This is a genomic window from Xanthomonas prunicola (genome assembly GCF_002846205.1).
Lineage (GTDB): Bacteria > Pseudomonadota > Gammaproteobacteria > Xanthomonadales > Xanthomonadaceae > Xanthomonas > Xanthomonas prunicola.
The window spans coordinates 68,726-83,540 of record NZ_PHKV01000003.1 but is presented as its reverse complement, the minus strand read 5'-3'; the positions used below and the strand labels follow the sequence as shown (position 1 = coordinate 83,540).

The 14,815-nt window shown below is 64.7% G+C and carries 16 protein-coding genes and 1 pseudogene; 12 read left to right on the top strand and 5 right to left on the bottom strand.

Annotated elements, in window-relative coordinates:
• Window positions 1-125 precede the first annotated feature (125 nt).
• Window positions 126-1,376, bottom strand: a complete 1,251-nt coding sequence (locus XpruCFBP8353_RS10360; RefSeq protein ID WP_101363176.1) for an OprO/OprP family phosphate-selective porin — start codon at window positions 1,374-1,376, stop codon at window positions 126-128.
• Window positions 1,377-1,713: 337 nt separating this feature from the next.
• Between XpruCFBP8353_RS10360 and XpruCFBP8353_RS10355 the strand changes: the two genes are divergently transcribed.
• The 3 genes from XpruCFBP8353_RS10355 (at window position 1,714) to XpruCFBP8353_RS10345 (ending at window position 4,409) form a co-directional block, all read left to right on the top strand.
• Entirely contained in the window at window positions 1,714-2,034 is a 321-nt protein-coding gene (locus XpruCFBP8353_RS10355; RefSeq protein ID WP_101363646.1) for a hypothetical protein, read from the top strand.
• A 114-nt stretch (window positions 2,035-2,148) separates the two neighbouring features.
• Window positions 2,149-2,829: a carbonic anhydrase gene (locus XpruCFBP8353_RS10350; protein ID WP_101363175.1), complete on the top strand. Its 681-nt coding sequence runs from the start codon at window positions 2,149-2,151 to the stop codon at window positions 2,827-2,829.
• Window positions 2,830-2,840: 11 nt separating this feature from the next.
• Window positions 2,841-4,409 (top strand): SulP family inorganic anion transporter, encoded by a 1,569-nt coding sequence (locus tag XpruCFBP8353_RS10345; protein WP_101363174.1) that lies wholly within the window; start codon window positions 2,841-2,843, stop codon window positions 4,407-4,409.
• 214 nt (window positions 4,410-4,623) lie between these two features.
• Here the strand turns inward: XpruCFBP8353_RS10345 and nth are convergent, their stop codons facing one another.
• From nth to XpruCFBP8353_RS10330, 3 genes are read right to left on the bottom strand one after another with little or no spacing between them, the layout of a single operon-like run.
• Window positions 4,624-5,322: an endonuclease III gene (gene nth / locus XpruCFBP8353_RS10340; protein WP_101363173.1), complete on the bottom strand. Its 699-nt coding sequence runs from the start codon at window positions 5,320-5,322 to the stop codon at window positions 4,624-4,626.
• Window positions 5,319-5,699 (bottom strand): hypothetical protein, encoded by a 381-nt coding sequence (locus XpruCFBP8353_RS10335; protein WP_101363172.1) that lies wholly within the window; start codon window positions 5,697-5,699, stop codon window positions 5,319-5,321. Before XpruCFBP8353_RS10335 ends, nth begins: the two co-directional genes overlap by 4 nt.
• Window positions 5,700-5,707: 8 nt before the next feature.
• Entirely contained in the window at window positions 5,708-6,490 is a 783-nt protein-coding gene (locus XpruCFBP8353_RS10330; RefSeq protein ID WP_101363171.1) for an enoyl-CoA hydratase-related protein, read from the bottom strand.
• Window positions 6,491-6,653: 163 nt separating this feature from the next.
• Between XpruCFBP8353_RS10330 and XpruCFBP8353_RS10325 the strand changes: the two genes are divergently transcribed.
• The 4 genes from XpruCFBP8353_RS10325 (at window position 6,654) to XpruCFBP8353_RS10310 (ending at window position 10,215) form a co-directional block, all read left to right on the top strand.
• The gene (locus XpruCFBP8353_RS10325) at window positions 6,654-7,352 is read left to right on the top strand and encodes an FKBP-type peptidyl-prolyl cis-trans isomerase N-terminal domain-containing protein (protein ID WP_101363170.1); all 699 of its coding nucleotides are present in this window, start codon (window positions 6,654-6,656) and stop codon (window positions 7,350-7,352) included.
• Window positions 7,353-7,464: 112 nt separating this feature from the next.
• Window positions 7,465-8,304, top strand: a complete 840-nt coding sequence (locus tag XpruCFBP8353_RS10320; RefSeq protein ID WP_162301013.1) for a CoA pyrophosphatase — start codon at window positions 7,465-7,467, stop codon at window positions 8,302-8,304.
• Entirely contained in the window at window positions 8,301-9,173 is an 873-nt protein-coding gene (locus XpruCFBP8353_RS10315; protein WP_101363169.1) for a sulfurtransferase, read from the top strand. The genes XpruCFBP8353_RS10320 and XpruCFBP8353_RS10315 overlap by 4 nt, the downstream gene beginning before the upstream one ends.
• Before the next feature lie 88 nt (window positions 9,174-9,261).
• Entirely contained in the window at window positions 9,262-10,215 is a 954-nt protein-coding gene (locus tag XpruCFBP8353_RS10310; RefSeq protein ID WP_101363168.1) for a DUF1684 domain-containing protein, read from the top strand.
• Between the two features lie 79 nt (window positions 10,216-10,294).
• On the opposite strand, the gene XpruCFBP8353_RS10305 is transcribed toward XpruCFBP8353_RS10310, so the two are convergent.
• On the bottom strand, window positions 10,295-10,870 hold the full coding sequence (locus XpruCFBP8353_RS10305) for an N-acetylmuramoyl-L-alanine amidase (protein ID WP_101363167.1): 576 nt from the start codon (window positions 10,868-10,870) through the stop codon (window positions 10,295-10,297).
• Between the two features lie 23 nt (window positions 10,871-10,893).
• On the opposite strand from XpruCFBP8353_RS10305, the gene XpruCFBP8353_RS10300 reads away from it, so the two are divergent.
• From XpruCFBP8353_RS10300 to rlmKL, 5 genes and pseudogenes are all read left to right on the top strand, one after another.
• A complete protein-coding gene (locus tag XpruCFBP8353_RS10300) occupies window positions 10,894-11,385 on the top strand; it encodes an MOSC domain-containing protein (protein WP_101363166.1) in 492 nt (163 codons plus the stop codon).
• Window positions 11,382-11,909: a YqiA/YcfP family alpha/beta fold hydrolase gene (locus XpruCFBP8353_RS10295; protein ID WP_101363165.1), complete on the top strand. Its 528-nt coding sequence runs from the start codon at window positions 11,382-11,384 to the stop codon at window positions 11,907-11,909. Before XpruCFBP8353_RS10300 ends, XpruCFBP8353_RS10295 begins: the two co-directional genes overlap by 4 nt.
• A 40-nt stretch (window positions 11,910-11,949) precedes the next feature.
• A complete protein-coding gene (locus XpruCFBP8353_RS10290; protein WP_101363164.1) occupies window positions 11,950-12,456 on the top strand; it encodes a GNAT family N-acetyltransferase in 507 nt (168 codons plus the stop codon).
• Window positions 12,457-12,467: 11 nt separating this feature from the next.
• Window positions 12,468-12,652: pseudogene (locus tag XpruCFBP8353_RS10285) on the top strand (hypothetical protein).
• Window positions 12,649-14,784: a bifunctional 23S rRNA (guanine(2069)-N(7))-methyltransferase RlmK/23S rRNA (guanine(2445)-N(2))-methyltransferase RlmL gene (rlmKL, locus tag XpruCFBP8353_RS10280; RefSeq protein ID WP_101363163.1), complete on the top strand. Its 2,136-nt coding sequence runs from the start codon at window positions 12,649-12,651 to the stop codon at window positions 14,782-14,784. The pseudogene XpruCFBP8353_RS10285 and the gene rlmKL overlap by 4 nt, the downstream one beginning before the upstream one ends.
• Window positions 14,785-14,815 lie beyond the last annotated feature (31 nt).

Here is a 14,815-nt window from a genome sequence, read left to right as displayed (position 1 = left end):
ATGACCGTGCGGTGTCTAAGAAATGACAAGGCGATGACGGCGTTGCGCCGTCGGATGTTCAGGCCGGTAGGAAGTGCTGGCTGCCACCGCGTACGCTCGACCGAGCGCAACGCGGTGGCGATGGCTTACCAGTAGAACTGCGCGCGTGCTTCGATGATCGACGGGTTGTCGTCGATCAGGCCGCGTGTCGCGCTGTTGTAGCGGGTGCTGTCGACCTTGGCGTAGTCGAGGGCGAACTTGAAGTTGGAGCGCCAGTACCAGTTGGCACCGACCGTCCAGATGTTCATCTTGCCGCCAAGCACACCATCGACGAACGGTGTGTTGCCATTGGCGACCAAGTGGCCGTCGTTGAGGTCCAGGGTGTCGTAGCGCACTGCCAGCTGCCACATGCCCGATGCCGGTTCGTTGGGCAGCGGAGTGGTCGGCACGCCGGCCTTGTAGCCCCAGGTTTCGCCGGTGAGGTTCCAGACGCCGCTGACGTACCAGCCATCACTCTTATAGTCGTGTGCGTTGGCGCCGATGCGATTGGCGTTCTCCTGGAAGTACTCGCTCTGCAGTTTGAACGGCCCGGTGATCCACATCGCCTCGGCACCGGCAACACCGACGTTGTCGACATTGGTGATGGCGCCGCTGTCGATCAGGCGAACGGTGGTCAGGTCGGCGTCGGGACGAGCGCGCAGGCGCAAGGTGTCGTCGTCGGTATCGTAGGCCAGGTAGCTGAGGCCGAAGTGCAGCACGTTGCCGGTCTCGTTGATCGGCGCCCAGGTGCCACGCGCGCCATAGCCGCTGCCGTGCGCCTGGTTGCGGGTCAGCTCGCGGCCGAACGCACTGGCGGTCACGCTCCAGTTGTTGTCGCCCATGCCGTAGGCCACGCCCAGACGGCGCGAGATGCCGTAGGTATTGGTCACCGACGCCTTGGAAACGAAGTCGTTGTTCTTGGTGCTGGACAGTTCTTCCAGGCTGTTGGGCTGCTTGAACTGACCGATCTGCAGATAGTTGTTCGCGTTGCCGCCGAACTTGTACTTGACGTTGGTATCCAGGAAACGACCGGTGCTGTTGACGGTGGTGCCTTTGATGGTCACCTGCTTCAGAACGCTCGGATCGTAACCCAGCACCCACTCGACATTGCCCGGGCCCTTGCCCTTGAGCACCAGCTCGGCGCGACGGATGCTGAATTCGGAATTGTCACCATTGGCGCCGATCGCGCCATTGAGGTCCTGGACATCGTTGTGGAACCAGTTGCCGTCGGCCTGGACCAGGCCTTCCAGCGAGACTTCCGAGCCGCCGATCACATCGATGGCGATTTCGGCGTGTGCTGCAGGAGCGGCGAGTGCCAGCAGCAGCGCGGAACCAAGCAGGGTGGGAGCGAGTTTCATAGATGCCTTGCGACCTGAGAAAGTGGGCGCAGGCTAGGGTGTGAAAGTTGCGTTAATGTGACAAAACGACGGAAACGTAATAATCAATTTTTGCCAATAAAGACAAGAATTTACGTAAGTTTAAACTATGTCATCGTGTGTCAGTATTCTGAACGGCGGCGATTTATGACATTGCCTTTCCGAGGCCTTGAACAGCGAACCTGTGGACATATCTCGCGACAGCCTTTGAATGCGTGCATCCCATGCTGAACCTGTGTGTCAGTTTGTGCGACGCACCACTTGCACACGCAGTGCCTAAATTGTTAGTTTCGAGGCCATGTTTCCTCGATTCCTCCAACTGCTGTTGGTCTGCCTGCTCGCGCTTAGCGTGTGGTCGGCAGCCAACGCGCACGTGCGCGTCCATGACGCGTTAGTGGGCGACGGCCTGGCGGTAATGGTGGATGCTGGCGAAGAACGCGATGCAGCAGAAGATCCGCAGGACGACGGCGAGACACAAAGCCAAGTCGATACACAGCCTGCAGACGATATCCCCTTGCTCTCCCAAGCATGGCCGATGCTGGCGCGGTATTCCCCTTCTTGGCATGCGCATCACGCGCCGGCAAATCAAAAACGCGACCTGATCCCACAGCTGCGCCCTCCAAACGCGCTGCTTGGCTGATCCCCGCTGTCGTTGCACCCGGTGCGTTCCGCGCCGGATTCCTAATTGATTTGTTGTTTTTGCAATTCGCGGCTTGCGCCGCGGACGGCTATTCGTTGCCCAGAGGAATCTCCCATGGAAAGTTTGCTAGAAGGTTTTCGTCATTTCCGTAAGGAAGTCTATCCGCGCCAGAGTGCGCGCTTTCAGGAACTGGCAGGCGGCCAAAGCCCGCACACGCTGTTCATTACCTGCGCCGATTCGCGCGTCATGCCGGAACTGATCTTCTCCGCGCAGCCAGGCGAACTGTTCGTCTATCGCAATATCGGTAACGTGGTGCCGCCTTACTCGCAGCATGTCAGCGGCGTGGTGGCGGCGATCGAATACGCCATTGCGGTGCTGGGCGTGCGTCATATCGTGATCTGCGGCCATACCGATTGCGGTGCGATGAAGGCCGTGCTCAAGCCGGAATCGCTGGAAGATGTGCCCTCCGTGGCAGCGTGGCTCAAGCACACCGACGCGGCACGTCATGTCACCGCGCATCACGGGCATGACCCGCAGAGCCAGGACGCGCTGAGCTGCATGACCGAAGAAAACGTGGTTTCGCAGTTGGATCACCTGCGTACGCAGCCGGTAGTGGCAGCCCGTCTGGCCGCAGGCACCTTGCGTATCCATGGCTGGATCTACGATATCGCGCACGGGGAGATCCGCGCCTTCGATGCCGAGAAGGGTGGCTTCCGGCCGCTCCTGGCCGAAAGCACTCCCGAAGCCACTCCACGTCCGCGACTGCAGCAAGTCGTGCGCGCTGAACTCGCTTGACGGAGTCCGCCATGAACACATCAGGTATCGGCGGATATTTCCGTCAGGGACTGTTTGGGCGTGATTTATTGGCGTCTGTAGTGGTCTTTCTTGTCGCGCTCCCGTTGTGTATGGGGATCGCGATCGCATCCGGCATGCCGCCGGCCGCAGGTCTGATCACCGGCATCATCGGTGGTTTGGTTGTTGGCTTTCTGGCGGGCTCTCCCTTGCAGGTGAGCGGGCCGGCCGCCGGCCTGGCTGTGTTGGTGTTCGAACTGGTCCGTGAGCACGGCGCTGCTGCGCTTGGGCCGGTGATTCTGGTGGCCGGCGCCATTCAGCTGGTTGCCGGTCTGTGCCGCGCAGGTGTGTGGTTCCGGATGACATCGCCGGCCGTGGTGGCCGGCATGTTGTCGGGCATCGGCATTCTGATCGTGGCGTCGCAGGCACACGTGTTGATGGATGCCGCGCCCAAGGCGCGTGGTCTGGAAAACTTCGCCGCCTTGCCTGCCGTGTTGTGGCAGGCGATCAGCGAAGGCACCGGCAGGACTGCGTTGTTGGTGGGTCTGGCGACCATCGGCATCATCCTGGCGTGGGACAAGTTGCGCCCGCAGCGCCTGCGCTTTTTGCCGGGTGCGTTGATTGCGGTGGTGGTGGTGACGGCGACGGTGCAGTTGCAGGGCTTGAACGTCAACAAGGTCGACGTCCCGACCAATTTGTTATCTGCCATCAGCATCCCCAGCGTTTCCGAGATCTTTGGCGTGTTCAACCACACGTTGCTGGTGTCGGCAGTGACCTTCGCCTTCATCGCCAGCGCAGAAACCTTGCTGTCGGCGGCGGCGGTGGACCGTATGCATCAGGGGGCGCGCACGCAGTACGACCGTGAGCTGGCGGCGCAGGGCGTGGGCAATATGCTGTGCGGCTTCCTGGGCGCATTGCCGATGACCGGCGTGATCGTGCGCAGTGCGGCCAATGTGCAGGCCGGTGCGGCCACGCGTACCTCGACCATCCTGCACGGCAGCTGGTTGCTGGTATTCGCGATGCTGCTGCCTTGGTTGTTGCGGATGACGCCGGTGGCGTGTCTGGCCGGTATCCTGGTCTACACGGGCGTGAAGATGATCAAGATCGGGCAGGTCAAGGAGCTGGCGACTTACGGCCGCGGAACGGCCGCGATCTATCTGGCGACCACCTTCGCGATCGTCGCTACCGACCTGCTGACCGGTGTGCTGATCGGCTTTGGTCTGTCGTTGTTCCGTCTGGCACTGCACTCCTCGCGTCTGAAGGTCGAGGTGCGTGAGCACGCCGACAAGAAGGACGAGATGCATTTGACCCTGCAGGGCTCGGCCACCTTCCTGAAGGTGCCGGCCATGGCACGGACGCTGGAAAGCGTGCCGCCCAACACTGCGCTGCATCTGGATGTGGCCAAGCTGCACCACGTCGACCACGCCTGCATCGAGTTGTTGCGCGACTGGAACCGCAATGCGGCCTCGCGTGGCTGCGAGCTGGTGGTGGATTGGAAGGAACTCGATCGACGTGTCGAAGGGCAGCCCACCGTAGACGGCGTGCTGGTCGAGCCGCGGGTCGAGCAGGCGAAAGCTGCGTAAGGTGTTGTAAACGCCCGGCGTTCGCGCCGGGTGACCCCCGTCGTGACCGGATGATGCATGGCGCCGAAAGACGCATCATCCGGTCGCGATTTTTTTGGGCTGGGATCGGGGATTCGGACTTGGGACCTGAGACTCGTGAACGCTTGCGGCCTTGCGGTTACTGCGAGTGGATCAGGGCTGGCTGTTGCGCTGTTGCTCTGACTCCACGGCTGCATCAAATTGGGGTGTTCGTTTGCCGCTCCGGCGCCGGCTGGGTCTTGTCGCGATAGCGGCATAGATCGTGGATCACGCAGCCTGGGCAATCCGGTTTGCGTGCCTTGCAGACATAGCGGCCGTGCAGTATCAGCCAGTGATGCGCGTCGTGCAGAAACTCGGCGGGAATGACCTTGACCAGCGTGTCTTCGACTGCGCGTACGTCCTTGCCTGGCGCAAGACCGGTGCGGTTGGAGACGCGAAAGATATGCGTGTCCACTGCCATGGCAGGCTCGCCGAACGCGGTGTTGAGCACCACATTTGCGGTCTTGCGGCCGACGCCGGGCAGCGCCTCGAGCGCGGCGCGGTCGTGCGGCACTTCGCCGCCGTAACGCTCAAGCAGAATGCGACACGTGGCGATGACATTCTTGGCCTTGGCGTTGAACAAGCCGATGGTGGCGATGTACCGCTTCAGGCCTTCTTCGCCGAGATCGAGAATGTCACGGGGCGTGTTAGCCACGGGATACAGCTTGCGGGTGGCCTTGTTGACGCCGACATCGGTAGCCTGCGCCGACAACAGCACGGCGATCAATAATTCGAACGGGGTGGTGTATTCCAGCTCGGTGGTCGGGTGCGGATTAAGTTCGCGCAGGCGCTCGAACATCTCCTGTACCTCAGGCTTGCGCATGCTGCTGCCACGACGTGCCTGCGGTGCGTTCATGGCGGCGCTCCGCCGGCGGCTTTTGCCTTGGCGCGCGCCAGGATGGCAGCGGCCAGCGGCGGCAACGCAGGCGTTGCCGGTTGGCTGGGTGCCGGGGCGGGTGCCCTGCGTGCGTCGCGCTCGGCGGCGCGACGTTGCAGGCGCGCGGCGCGCGCGCGATAGCGTTCGCGCGCGGCCCATGCATCGCGCAACCGCTGCTGTGCACCCAGCAATGTGGCGCAGACCTGCGGGAAATTGGCGTCCAGCACGTCGTGCTGCGGGTCGGGCAGATACGCCATCAAGCCGAGCGCCAAAGCGCGATCCAGATCATCCGCCTGCACACAGTCCAACAGCTGCAGTGGCAACGGACGCGATGCCGATGTGGGGTCGAGCGTCATGGCGATGATCAGCGGTTCTTGAATTGAGCAGGGCGCTTGTCGAGAAACGCACGTGTGCCTTCGCGCATGTCGTCAGTGGCGAATAACAGCGCAAATTGCGCGGTTTCCAGCTGCAGACCTTCTTCCATGGCGCATTCCCCGCCGAACACCACCGCATCCAGAATGCCGCGCAGTGCCAGCGGTGCAGCGGCTGCCAGGCGCTGTGCCAGGGCGAGCGTTTCCTCGTGCAAGGCCTCCGCTTCGACCACGCGATTGACCAGTCCCAGCTGTAGTGCGCGCGCGGCGTCGATCGGCAGGCCAAGCAGGCACAGTTCCAGCGCTGCGGCGCGGCCGGTAAGGCGCAGCAGGCGCTGTGTGCCGCCGAAGCCGGGGATGAGGCCAAGGTTGATTTCCGGTTGCCCCAGGCGCGCGGTGGCCGCGGCGATGCGCAGATGGCAGGCCATTGCCAGCTCCAGGCCGCCACCGAGCGCAAAGCCATTGATCATTGCAACCACCGGCTTGGGCATGCGCTCGATCCGGCGCATCAGCTGCTGGCCCAGCAGCGAGAATTCGCGGCCCTGGATTGCCGATAGATCAGTCATTTCGGCGATATCTGCGCCTGCCACGAAGGCCTTGGGGCCGGCACCGGTGAGAATCACGGCGCGTACATCGTCTGCGGCGGCCGCGTCCTGAAATGCCTGGTCCAGGGCCTGCATGGTCTGCTGGTTCAAAGCATTCAGTTTGTCCGGCCGGTTGACCGTAATCGTCCGGATGCTGGCGTGATCGGCGATCAGAATGACGTGATTGGACATGTGAACCCTTGCGAACGTAAAAAATTAGTAAATACGGAACTTCCGAAAGCCTTGCAGGTCCTAGCTTTCGTGATAAGTAGCGGTTCGGTATCGTGCCCGCTATCCTAGCGCGTCATCTCAGGCGGCAGACCCGTCCTGTGCCACCACCCTGGAGAATTGTTTGATGAAGTTGCGTTCTATCGCGGTCGCTGTGGCGGCCCTGGCCCTGACGGGCAATGCACTGGCCCAGGACACGACGTCCGAGAAGGGCAAGTTGAGCTACTACTTCGGCTATGACTACGGCAATAACCTTGCCGAGCTCACCGGCCGCGGCGAGCAGCTCGACATCAACTCGGTGGTAAAGGGTCTGCAGGACGCCTATGCCAAGAAGCAGCCGGCGATCACTGCCGACCAGCTCAAGCCGGCAGTTGAAGCGTTCCAGAAGCGCGAGCAGGGTCGTGCCCAGCAGGCCAAGGCCGAGTACGAAAAGGCCGCTGCAGCCAACAAGACCAAGAGCGATGCGTTCCTGGCCAAGAACAAGAGCACCGCTGGTGTGCAGACGCTGCCGAGCGGCGTGCAGTACCGCGTGATCGAAGCCGGCAAGGGTGCCAAGCCGACCCAGGCCAGCACCGTGCAGCTGGAAGTAGCGGGTCCGTTCCCGTTCGGCGACCGCGAGAAGGCACGTCCGGCGCAGCAGATCCCGGCAATCAAGGTCAGCGAAGTCGAAATGCAGGCCATGCGCGACACGCTGCTGCAGATGCCGGCCGGCTCGAAGTGGGAAGTGACCCTGCCGCCGGAAAAGGCCTACGGTGCCGACCCGCGTACCCCGTTCCCGCCGAACGTGGCTGTGCAGTTCGAGATCAAGTTGGTCAGCGTCAAGTAATTGCACGCGATGTTGCCATGACAACGCCGGCCACCAGGCCGGCGTTGTCGTTTTGGTCGGCCGATTGCCTGAAGGTGACGATGGAACGATGCAGCGGCCGTAGGACCCAGCAATGAGCGGCAGCGATGTCGAAACCGATATCGATGCAGATCCCGATCCCGATCCCGATTTCGCAGCCGGTCGGCTGCCGAGTCCGTGTATCGGTGTATGTTCGCTAGATGCGCAGTCGCGCTGTGTCGGCTGCCTGCGCAGCCTGGATGAAATTGCACGCTGGATGAGCATGAGCGACGCCGAACGCCAGGACTATCTGCATACGGTGCTGCCCGCACGCGCGCTGACGGCCAGGCTGCCGGAGTACGCGCAGCTGAGGCGAGCGTTGTATCCGCTGGACACTGCGCCGGCCGGGCCGGGCTGGAACCATGCCGAACTGATCGATCTGACCGACCGCGACGCGTCTGCCGAGGCGGCCGTGTTATGCGGACTGGTGCCGCGCGCGCAGGGCACCATGGTGTTGCTGACGCGACGCACCGACAGCCTGCGCCATCACGCCGGGCAGGTCAGCTTCCCGGGCGGACGCGTGGAACCGTCCGATGCCGATGCCGCGGCTGCGGCGCTGCGTGAGAGCTGCGAAGAAATCGCGCTGGGCGCACAGCAGGTGCACGCCATGGGGTATCTGGATCCGTTTCTGACCGTCAGCGGATTCCGGGTGACACCGGTGGTGGCGGTGATCGACCCGGCGTTCGTGGCGGTACCGCAGCCAGACGAAGTGGCGGACGTCTTCGAAGTGCCGCTGGCCTACCTGATGGACCCGGACAATCTGCGCAGTGTGGAACTGGAATTCCGCGGGCGCCCGCGGCGCGTGCTCGAATACGACTGGCCTGGTCAGCGCATCTGGGGCGCCACGGCGGCCATCCTTCTCAATCTTCGTCGTCGCCTGGAGCAGGTTGCATGAGTGTCGATCCGAACTGGAGCACGCTGGTCGATGCCGCGACCCTGGCGGCCACGTTGCAGCATCCGCAGCTGCGTCTGCTGGATGCGCGCGCCGCGCCACCAACCGCGCCAGACCCGGACGCAGCGCGTAAGGCCTATGCACAGGGGCATCTGCCGGGCGCGTATTACGCCGATCTCGACCACGATCTGGCAGATCTGTCGCGACCGGCACTGGGGCGGCACCCGCTGCCGCACAGTAAGGCATTCGCCAAACGTCTCGGCCAATGGGGCATCGATCCGCATAGCCAGGTCGTGGTGTACGACGCGGGCGATGGCAGCATGGCGGCCGCACGCGCGTGGTGGATGTTGCGATTGATGGGGCATCGCCGGGTGGCAGTGCTGGACGGCGGCTTGGCTGCCTGGCGTGCTGCCGGTCTTGCGGAAAGCACCGAGCCACCTGCATTGGGTGATGGCGCCGGGTATCCCGGCAGTTTCGATACCGCCGCGGTCGTGGATGCCGAGCAGATCGTGGAGCGACTGCAACAGGCGCCGGGCTGGTTGCTGGACGCGCGCGCAGGCGAGCGGTTCCGTGGAGAGGTCGAGCCGATCGACCCGGTGGCCGGGCATGTGCCAGGTGCGGTGAGTCGACCGTTGGGGTTGAGCCTGCGCGATGGTCGCTTCAAGCCGGCCGCCGCATTGCGCGCCGAGTTGTCTGCGTCGTTAGGTGCGTATCGGCCCGAGCAGGTGGTGGTGATGTGCGGATCCGGCGTGACGGCATGCCATCTGTTGCTGGCGTTGGAAGTGGCGGGGCTATCAGGAGCACGCGTCTACGCCGGTTCCTGGAGCGGTTGGCTGCAGGACGCGTCGCGACCGGTCGCGACCGGCGCCTGATTGAAGGCACAATGGCGGCAGGAACGGTGGCCTGTGGGGACGCAGGTTCGCTGCGCGGAGCGCAGTTTCTCGCAGTGCTGGGTGAGCCATGCGGTTGCAGTTACGGGTTGGCGCGCTGTGCGTCGCGGTGTGGACGCTGGCTGCCTGTTCGGCGGGGTCGACCGCCGATGTCAGCGATGCGCCTGCTGCCGGTCATCGAAATGTGGCGCAGCAAGATGTGTATCAGGTCGCGCTGGAACGCGCGCGCGCGGAGCGATTGACGCAACTGCGCGCGCCCGACGGGTGGCTGAGCTATACCGGTTCGGGGCGCGTGCGCGCCGGTCAGTACCGTGTGGGCAGCGACCCGCACAGCGATATCATCTTGCCTGCCGGGCCTGCGCAGTTGGGGCAACTGACATTGGATGCAGCGGGGCAGGTACGTTTCCGCGCAGATGTCGCCGCGTCGGTGACGCTCAATGGACTACGTATCGACGAGGTCCGCCTGGAACCGGAGCGGGCAGGGCAGCGCGGCGATCGTCTGGACGTCGATGGCCGGCAGTTCTATCTGGTGCAGACCGGCGCCTTGTACGGATGGCGCTTCCGCGACCCGGCAGCGCCTGGGCTAAGACAGTTCGAGGGGCTGGAATATTTCCCGACCGATCCGCAGTGGCGCATCCAGGCGCACTGGCAACCCTATCCAACGCCGCGCGCGACCACCTTACTGACGTCGATCGGCACGCCACTGACCGTGGAGGTGCCCGGAGAGGCGGTGTTCTCGCAAAATGGCCACCAATACCGGTTGCAGCCGCTGCTGCAGGAGGATGGCCAGGGCCTGTTCTTCCTGTTTGCCGACCGCACCAGTGGCAAGGAAAGTTATGGCGGCGCGCGCTACCTCCATGCCGCGCTGCCCCGCGATGGCCGCGTCGTGCTCGATTTCAATCTGGCCGAAAATCCGCCATGCGCACTGACGCCGCATGTGGTCTGCCCGATCGCGCCTCCCGAAAATCGACTGGACGTGGCAGTGAACGCAGGCGAGAAGACTTACCGTGCGACGGAGCGTTGAGCGTGCAGCAGCGGTGGGCAGTTTCGAAACCACCAAACACATGTCGCATGCAGGCATCGCGCGGTTTCTAAAACCCCTGCTACCGTGGCGTGTGCGACCAGCTGACCGCCGCTTCGATACGCGGCCACGGAAACAACGGGCCGGGGTCGAGCTTGCGCTGGATCTTGCGCGCCGGATCGTCGCTGGCCGCTTCCTGGGTGATATCCAGCGCTTGATGGCCGGCGATGCGGCGTACCGCAGGCAACTGCTGCTGTAGCCACTGCAACAAGGTGATCAACGCGGCGATCTGCGCTTCGGGATACGGTTCGGTCATTGCTTGATGACGCGAATCCAGCCAGTGCGGATACCGGCCGCGGTTGACCAGTTCGATCCCCAACGTATGCGGGTTATGCCCACGCACATGGTGCGCAACGCGCTCCAGCGCGACGTATTGCTGGATGCTGCCGTTGCGATCAAGGTAGTAATGCCCGCTGTTGCCGGTGCCGCTGTCGTAGAGCACGCGCTCGCCGTATTCGCGCGCCATCGCCATGTCGGGCAACTCGGTGCAATGGATGACCACCATGTCGATCTGGGTGAGCGCGCGTTTCGCCAACCGCGATTCGTAGGACAGCGGCGCGTAGGTGATCGGCGGCGACGGCAGGACGGCATCGGACATGGAGCGGATGCTAGCATTCGGCGATGGCTTTTAATTCCGACAGCCCTCTGGGCAAATTGATGGCGACGCTGCCGCAGACCGGTCAGGTGACCTGGATCGGCGTGCGTCCGGCGCGCGATGTGGCAATGCTGGAGGTGGACGCGGCGCAGGTCACCACCGGCATCGGCTTGGTGGGGGACCGCTACAAGGGCGGCAGCGGCAAGCGCGGCGTGACCCTGATCCAGGCCGAGCATCTGCCGGTGATCGCGGCGCTGGCAGGACATGCGACCGTCGCGCCGGCCACGCTGCGGCGCAACTTGGTGGTGTCCGGCATCCCGTTGATCGCGCTGAAAGGGCGGCGGTTTCGCATCGGCGAGGTGGAACTCGAAGGAACCGACCCGTGCGACCCGTGCTCGCGGATGGAAGATGCCCTGGGCGCGGGCGGCTACAACGCCATGCGCGGTCACGGCGGGCTGTGCGCACGCATCCTGCGCGGTGGCGTGCTGCGCATCGGCGATACGGTGCAGGCGCTATGAGCCGCGGGCATTGCATCCTCTCGCACGGCTTCGAAAGCGGCCCGGACGCCTTGAAGGTGACTGCGCTGGCCAAGGTGGCCGAGCAGTGGGGCTGGACCCACGAACGCCCGGATTACACCGACCTGGATGCACGCCGCGAGGTGAGCACGCTGGGCGATGTGCAAGGCCGGCTGCAACGCCTGCTGGAGATCGCACGTGCAGCCGCCGACAAGGGCCCGCTGGTGCTGGTTGGCTCCAGCCTGGGGTCGTATATCGCCGGGCGGGTGTCGTTGCAGGTCCCCACGCGCGGCCTGTTTCTGATGGTGCCGCCGACCAACATGGGCCCGATGCCGGCGCTGGACGCCGCGCAGGTGCCAATCTCGATCGTGCATGCCTGGCGCGACGAGCTGATTCCGGCCGCCGACGTGATCGCTTGGGCCCAAGCACGGCATGCGCGCTTGCTGATGGTCGACGACGACCATCGTCTGACCTCGCACGTGGACGCGTCGGCACGCGCGTTCGCAGAACTGTTGCAGAGCCTGTGATGCGGGCCCTCCCGAGCCATGGCTGCGCGCGGTGTCACCCATGAATGTGTTGATCCGCGAAGCGACCGAAGGCGACGCCGCCGCCATCGAACTGCTGACGATGGTGGCCTTCATGCGCGCCGAGCATAGCCGGCATGACGAGCACCAGGTGATTGCCGGTTTGCGTCAGGACGGCGCACTGGCGTTGTCGCTGGTGGCCGACCACGATGGCTATGTGGTGGGGCATCTGGCCGTGTCGCCGGTGACGCTGTCGGACGATTCGCCCGGCTGGTTCGCGCTCGGCCCCCTGGCCGTGGGGCCAGGCCACCAGCGACAAGGACTGGGCACGCGGCTGGTGCAGGCGGCGCTCGCCACCTTGCGCGAGCGCGGCGCCGCAGGCTGCCTGACGCTGGGCGAGCCGGCGTTTTTCCGGCGCTTGGGTTTTGCGGTCGAACCCGGCTTGGTGTTGCCCGACGTGCCTGCATCGGAGCTGCAGGCGCTGGCGTTCGGTGATCGGTTGCTGCCGCTGGCCGATGTGTCGTATCACCCGGCGTTCGGGCTGGGCTGAGCGCGGGCTGCATGCGCCTGGCCTGCTGCGCGGGTGTCGGCGATCCGGCCGCCGGGCTGGTAATGCCGGCCGCGATGGCCGACCATCTGCGGCCCGTCCACGGCGGCCACGGTATTGCCCACAGGGCGCCGGCCCGCTGTCCTGTTCCCACGCTCGCCGCCGCGGCCAGCGTCTTTATCGATACCTGCCTACGTGAAATTCTTCGCATCCTGTGCCAAGGGCCTGGAATACCTGCTTGCCGACGAGCTGCTTGCGCTCGGTGCCAGCAAGGCCACCGCCACCATCTCCGGCGTTAACGTCGAAGGCGAACTGCGCGATGCGCAGCGTGCCGTGCTGTGGTCGCGCCTGGCCAGCCGCGTGCTGTGGCCGCTGACCGAGTTCGATTGCCCGGACGAAGACGCACTGTATGCCGGCGTGGTCGAACTGCCATGGGACGAGCATCTATCGGTGGGGCATACGCTGTCGGTGGACGCACATGTGTCCGGCACCGCCATCACCCATGCCCGCTACGCGGCGCAGCGCATCAAGGACGCCGTGGTCGACACCATGCGCCGGCAGGGACTGGAGCGCCCGTCGGTGGACGTGGAAAGCCCGGACCTGCGCTTGAACCTGTCGCTGCGCAAGGGCCGCGCCACCATCTCGGTCGACTTGGGCGGCGGCCCGCTGCATCGGCGCGGTTGGCGCATGGCGCAGAACGAGGCGCCGTTGAAGGAAAACCTGGCCGCAGCGGTGCTGATGCGCGGCGGCTGGCCGCGCGCCTACGCCGATGGCGGTGGCCTGCTGGACCCGATGTGCGGCAGCGGCACGCTGCTGATTGAAGGCGCGCTGATGGCCGCCGACGTCGCGCCCGGTCTGCAGCGCTACGGCAGCGACGTGCCGAGCCGCTGGCGCGGTTTCGACCGCGATGGCTGGCAGCAGCTGGTCAGCGAGGCGCGCGAGCGTGACAGCGTCGGCCGCGCCGCGCTCAAGCAGGTGATCCATGGCAGCGACATGGACCCGCACGCCATCCGTGCTGCGAAAGAAAATGCGCACGTGGCCGGCGTGGCCGAGGCGATCTGGTTCGGCGTGCGCGAGGTCGGTGAGTTGCAGACGCCACCGCAGGCCACCGGCGTGGTGGTGTGCAATCCGCCCTACGACGAGCGCCTGGCCGCCGACGCGGCGCTGTATCGCCGCCTGGGCGACACCCTGCAGCGCGCTGTGCCGCAGTGGCGCGCCAGCCTGCTGTGCGGCAATGCCGAGCTGGCCTATGCCACCGGCCTGCGCGCAGGCAAGAAATACCAGCTGTTCAACGGCGCGATCGAATGCGCGTTGATCGTCTGCGACCCGATCGCAGTGCCGCGGCGCGCCCCGCTGGCGGCACCGACTGCGCTCAGCGAAGGCGCGCAGATGGTGGCCAACCGCCTGCGCAAGAATCTGCAGAAATTCAAGAAGTGGCGCGCACGCGAAGGCATCGAATGTTTCCGCGCCTACGACGCCGACCTGCCGGAATATTCCGCCGCCGTCGATGTGTATCAGCAAGCAGACGGCGACCGGCGCATCTTCCTGCATGTGCAGGAATACGCAGCGCCGGCGACGATTCCGGAAGCCGATGTGCGCCGTCGTCTCAACGAACTGCTCGCGGCCGCACGCGAGGTGTTCGAGGTGCCGGCCGAGCGCGTCGCGCTGAAGTCGCGCGAACGCGGCAAGGGCGGCAGCAAGTACGGCCGTTTCGAGCAGCGCAACGAAATCGTCCACGTGCGCGAACACGGCGCGTTGCTGCGCGTGAACTTGTTCGATTACCTGGATACCGGGCTGTTTCTGGACCATCGCCCGCTACGCGGCACCATGGCGCAGCAGTCCAAGGGACGCCGCTTCCTCAACCTGTTCTGCTACACCGGCGTGGCCAGCGTGGAAGCGGCCGTAGCCGGAGCGGCGTCCACCACCAGCGTGGATCTGTCGGCAACCTACCTGCAATGGTGCGCCGATAATCTTGCATTGAACGGGCTAGCCGGCAGCAAGCACAAGCTAGTGCAAGCCGATGCATTGGCCTGGCTGGAAGCCGAACGCGCGCATTTCGACGTGATTTTCTGCGACCCGCCGACCTTCTCCAACTCCGCACGCGCCGAGGATTTCGATATCCAGCGCGAGCACGTGCGTCTTTTGCGCGCGGCTGTGGCACGGTTGGCGCCCGGTGGCGTGCTGTATTTCTCCAACAACTTCCGTCGCTTCAAGCTGGATGAAGAGGCGGTGGCGGAGTTCGCGCAGTGCGAGGAGATCAGCCCGCGTACCATCGACCCGGATTTCGAACGGCATGCGCGCATCCACCGCGCCTGGCGGCTGACGGCCTGAGCTCAGGCCGGTTGCGTCCGATGGCGTGCTG

Coding starts and splice junctions, on each gene's coding strand:
- XpruCFBP8353_RS10360 (WP_101363176.1), bottom strand. CDS start 1,376: ATGAAACTCGCTCCCACCCTGCTTGGTTCCGCGCTGCTGCTGGCACTC.
- XpruCFBP8353_RS10350 (WP_101363175.1), top strand. CDS start 2,149: ATGGAAAGTTTGCTAGAAGGTTTTCGTCATTTCCGTAAGGAAGTCTAT.
- XpruCFBP8353_RS10345 (WP_101363174.1), top strand. CDS start 2,841: ATGAACACATCAGGTATCGGCGGATATTTCCGTCAGGGACTGTTTGGG.
- nth (WP_101363173.1), bottom strand. CDS start 5,322: ATGAACGCACCGCAGGCACGTCGTGGCAGCAGCATGCGCAAGCCTGAG.
- XpruCFBP8353_RS10335 (WP_101363172.1), bottom strand. CDS start 5,699: ATGACGCTCGACCCCACATCGGCATCGCGTCCGTTGCCACTGCAGCTG.
- XpruCFBP8353_RS10330 (WP_101363171.1), bottom strand. CDS start 6,490: ATGTCCAATCACGTCATTCTGATCGCCGATCACGCCAGCATCCGGACG.
- XpruCFBP8353_RS10325 (WP_101363170.1), top strand. CDS start 6,654: ATGAAGTTGCGTTCTATCGCGGTCGCTGTGGCGGCCCTGGCCCTGACG.
- XpruCFBP8353_RS10320 (WP_162301013.1), top strand. CDS start 7,465: ATGAGCGGCAGCGATGTCGAAACCGATATCGATGCAGATCCCGATCCC.
- XpruCFBP8353_RS10315 (WP_101363169.1), top strand. CDS start 8,301: ATGAGTGTCGATCCGAACTGGAGCACGCTGGTCGATGCCGCGACCCTG.
- XpruCFBP8353_RS10310 (WP_101363168.1), top strand. CDS start 9,262: ATGCGGTTGCAGTTACGGGTTGGCGCGCTGTGCGTCGCGGTGTGGACG.
- XpruCFBP8353_RS10305 (WP_101363167.1), bottom strand. CDS start 10,870: ATGTCCGATGCCGTCCTGCCGTCGCCGCCGATCACCTACGCGCCGCTG.
- XpruCFBP8353_RS10300 (WP_101363166.1), top strand. CDS start 10,894: ATGGCTTTTAATTCCGACAGCCCTCTGGGCAAATTGATGGCGACGCTG.
- XpruCFBP8353_RS10295 (WP_101363165.1), top strand. CDS start 11,382: ATGAGCCGCGGGCATTGCATCCTCTCGCACGGCTTCGAAAGCGGCCCG.
- XpruCFBP8353_RS10290 (WP_101363164.1), top strand. CDS start 11,950: ATGAATGTGTTGATCCGCGAAGCGACCGAAGGCGACGCCGCCGCCATC.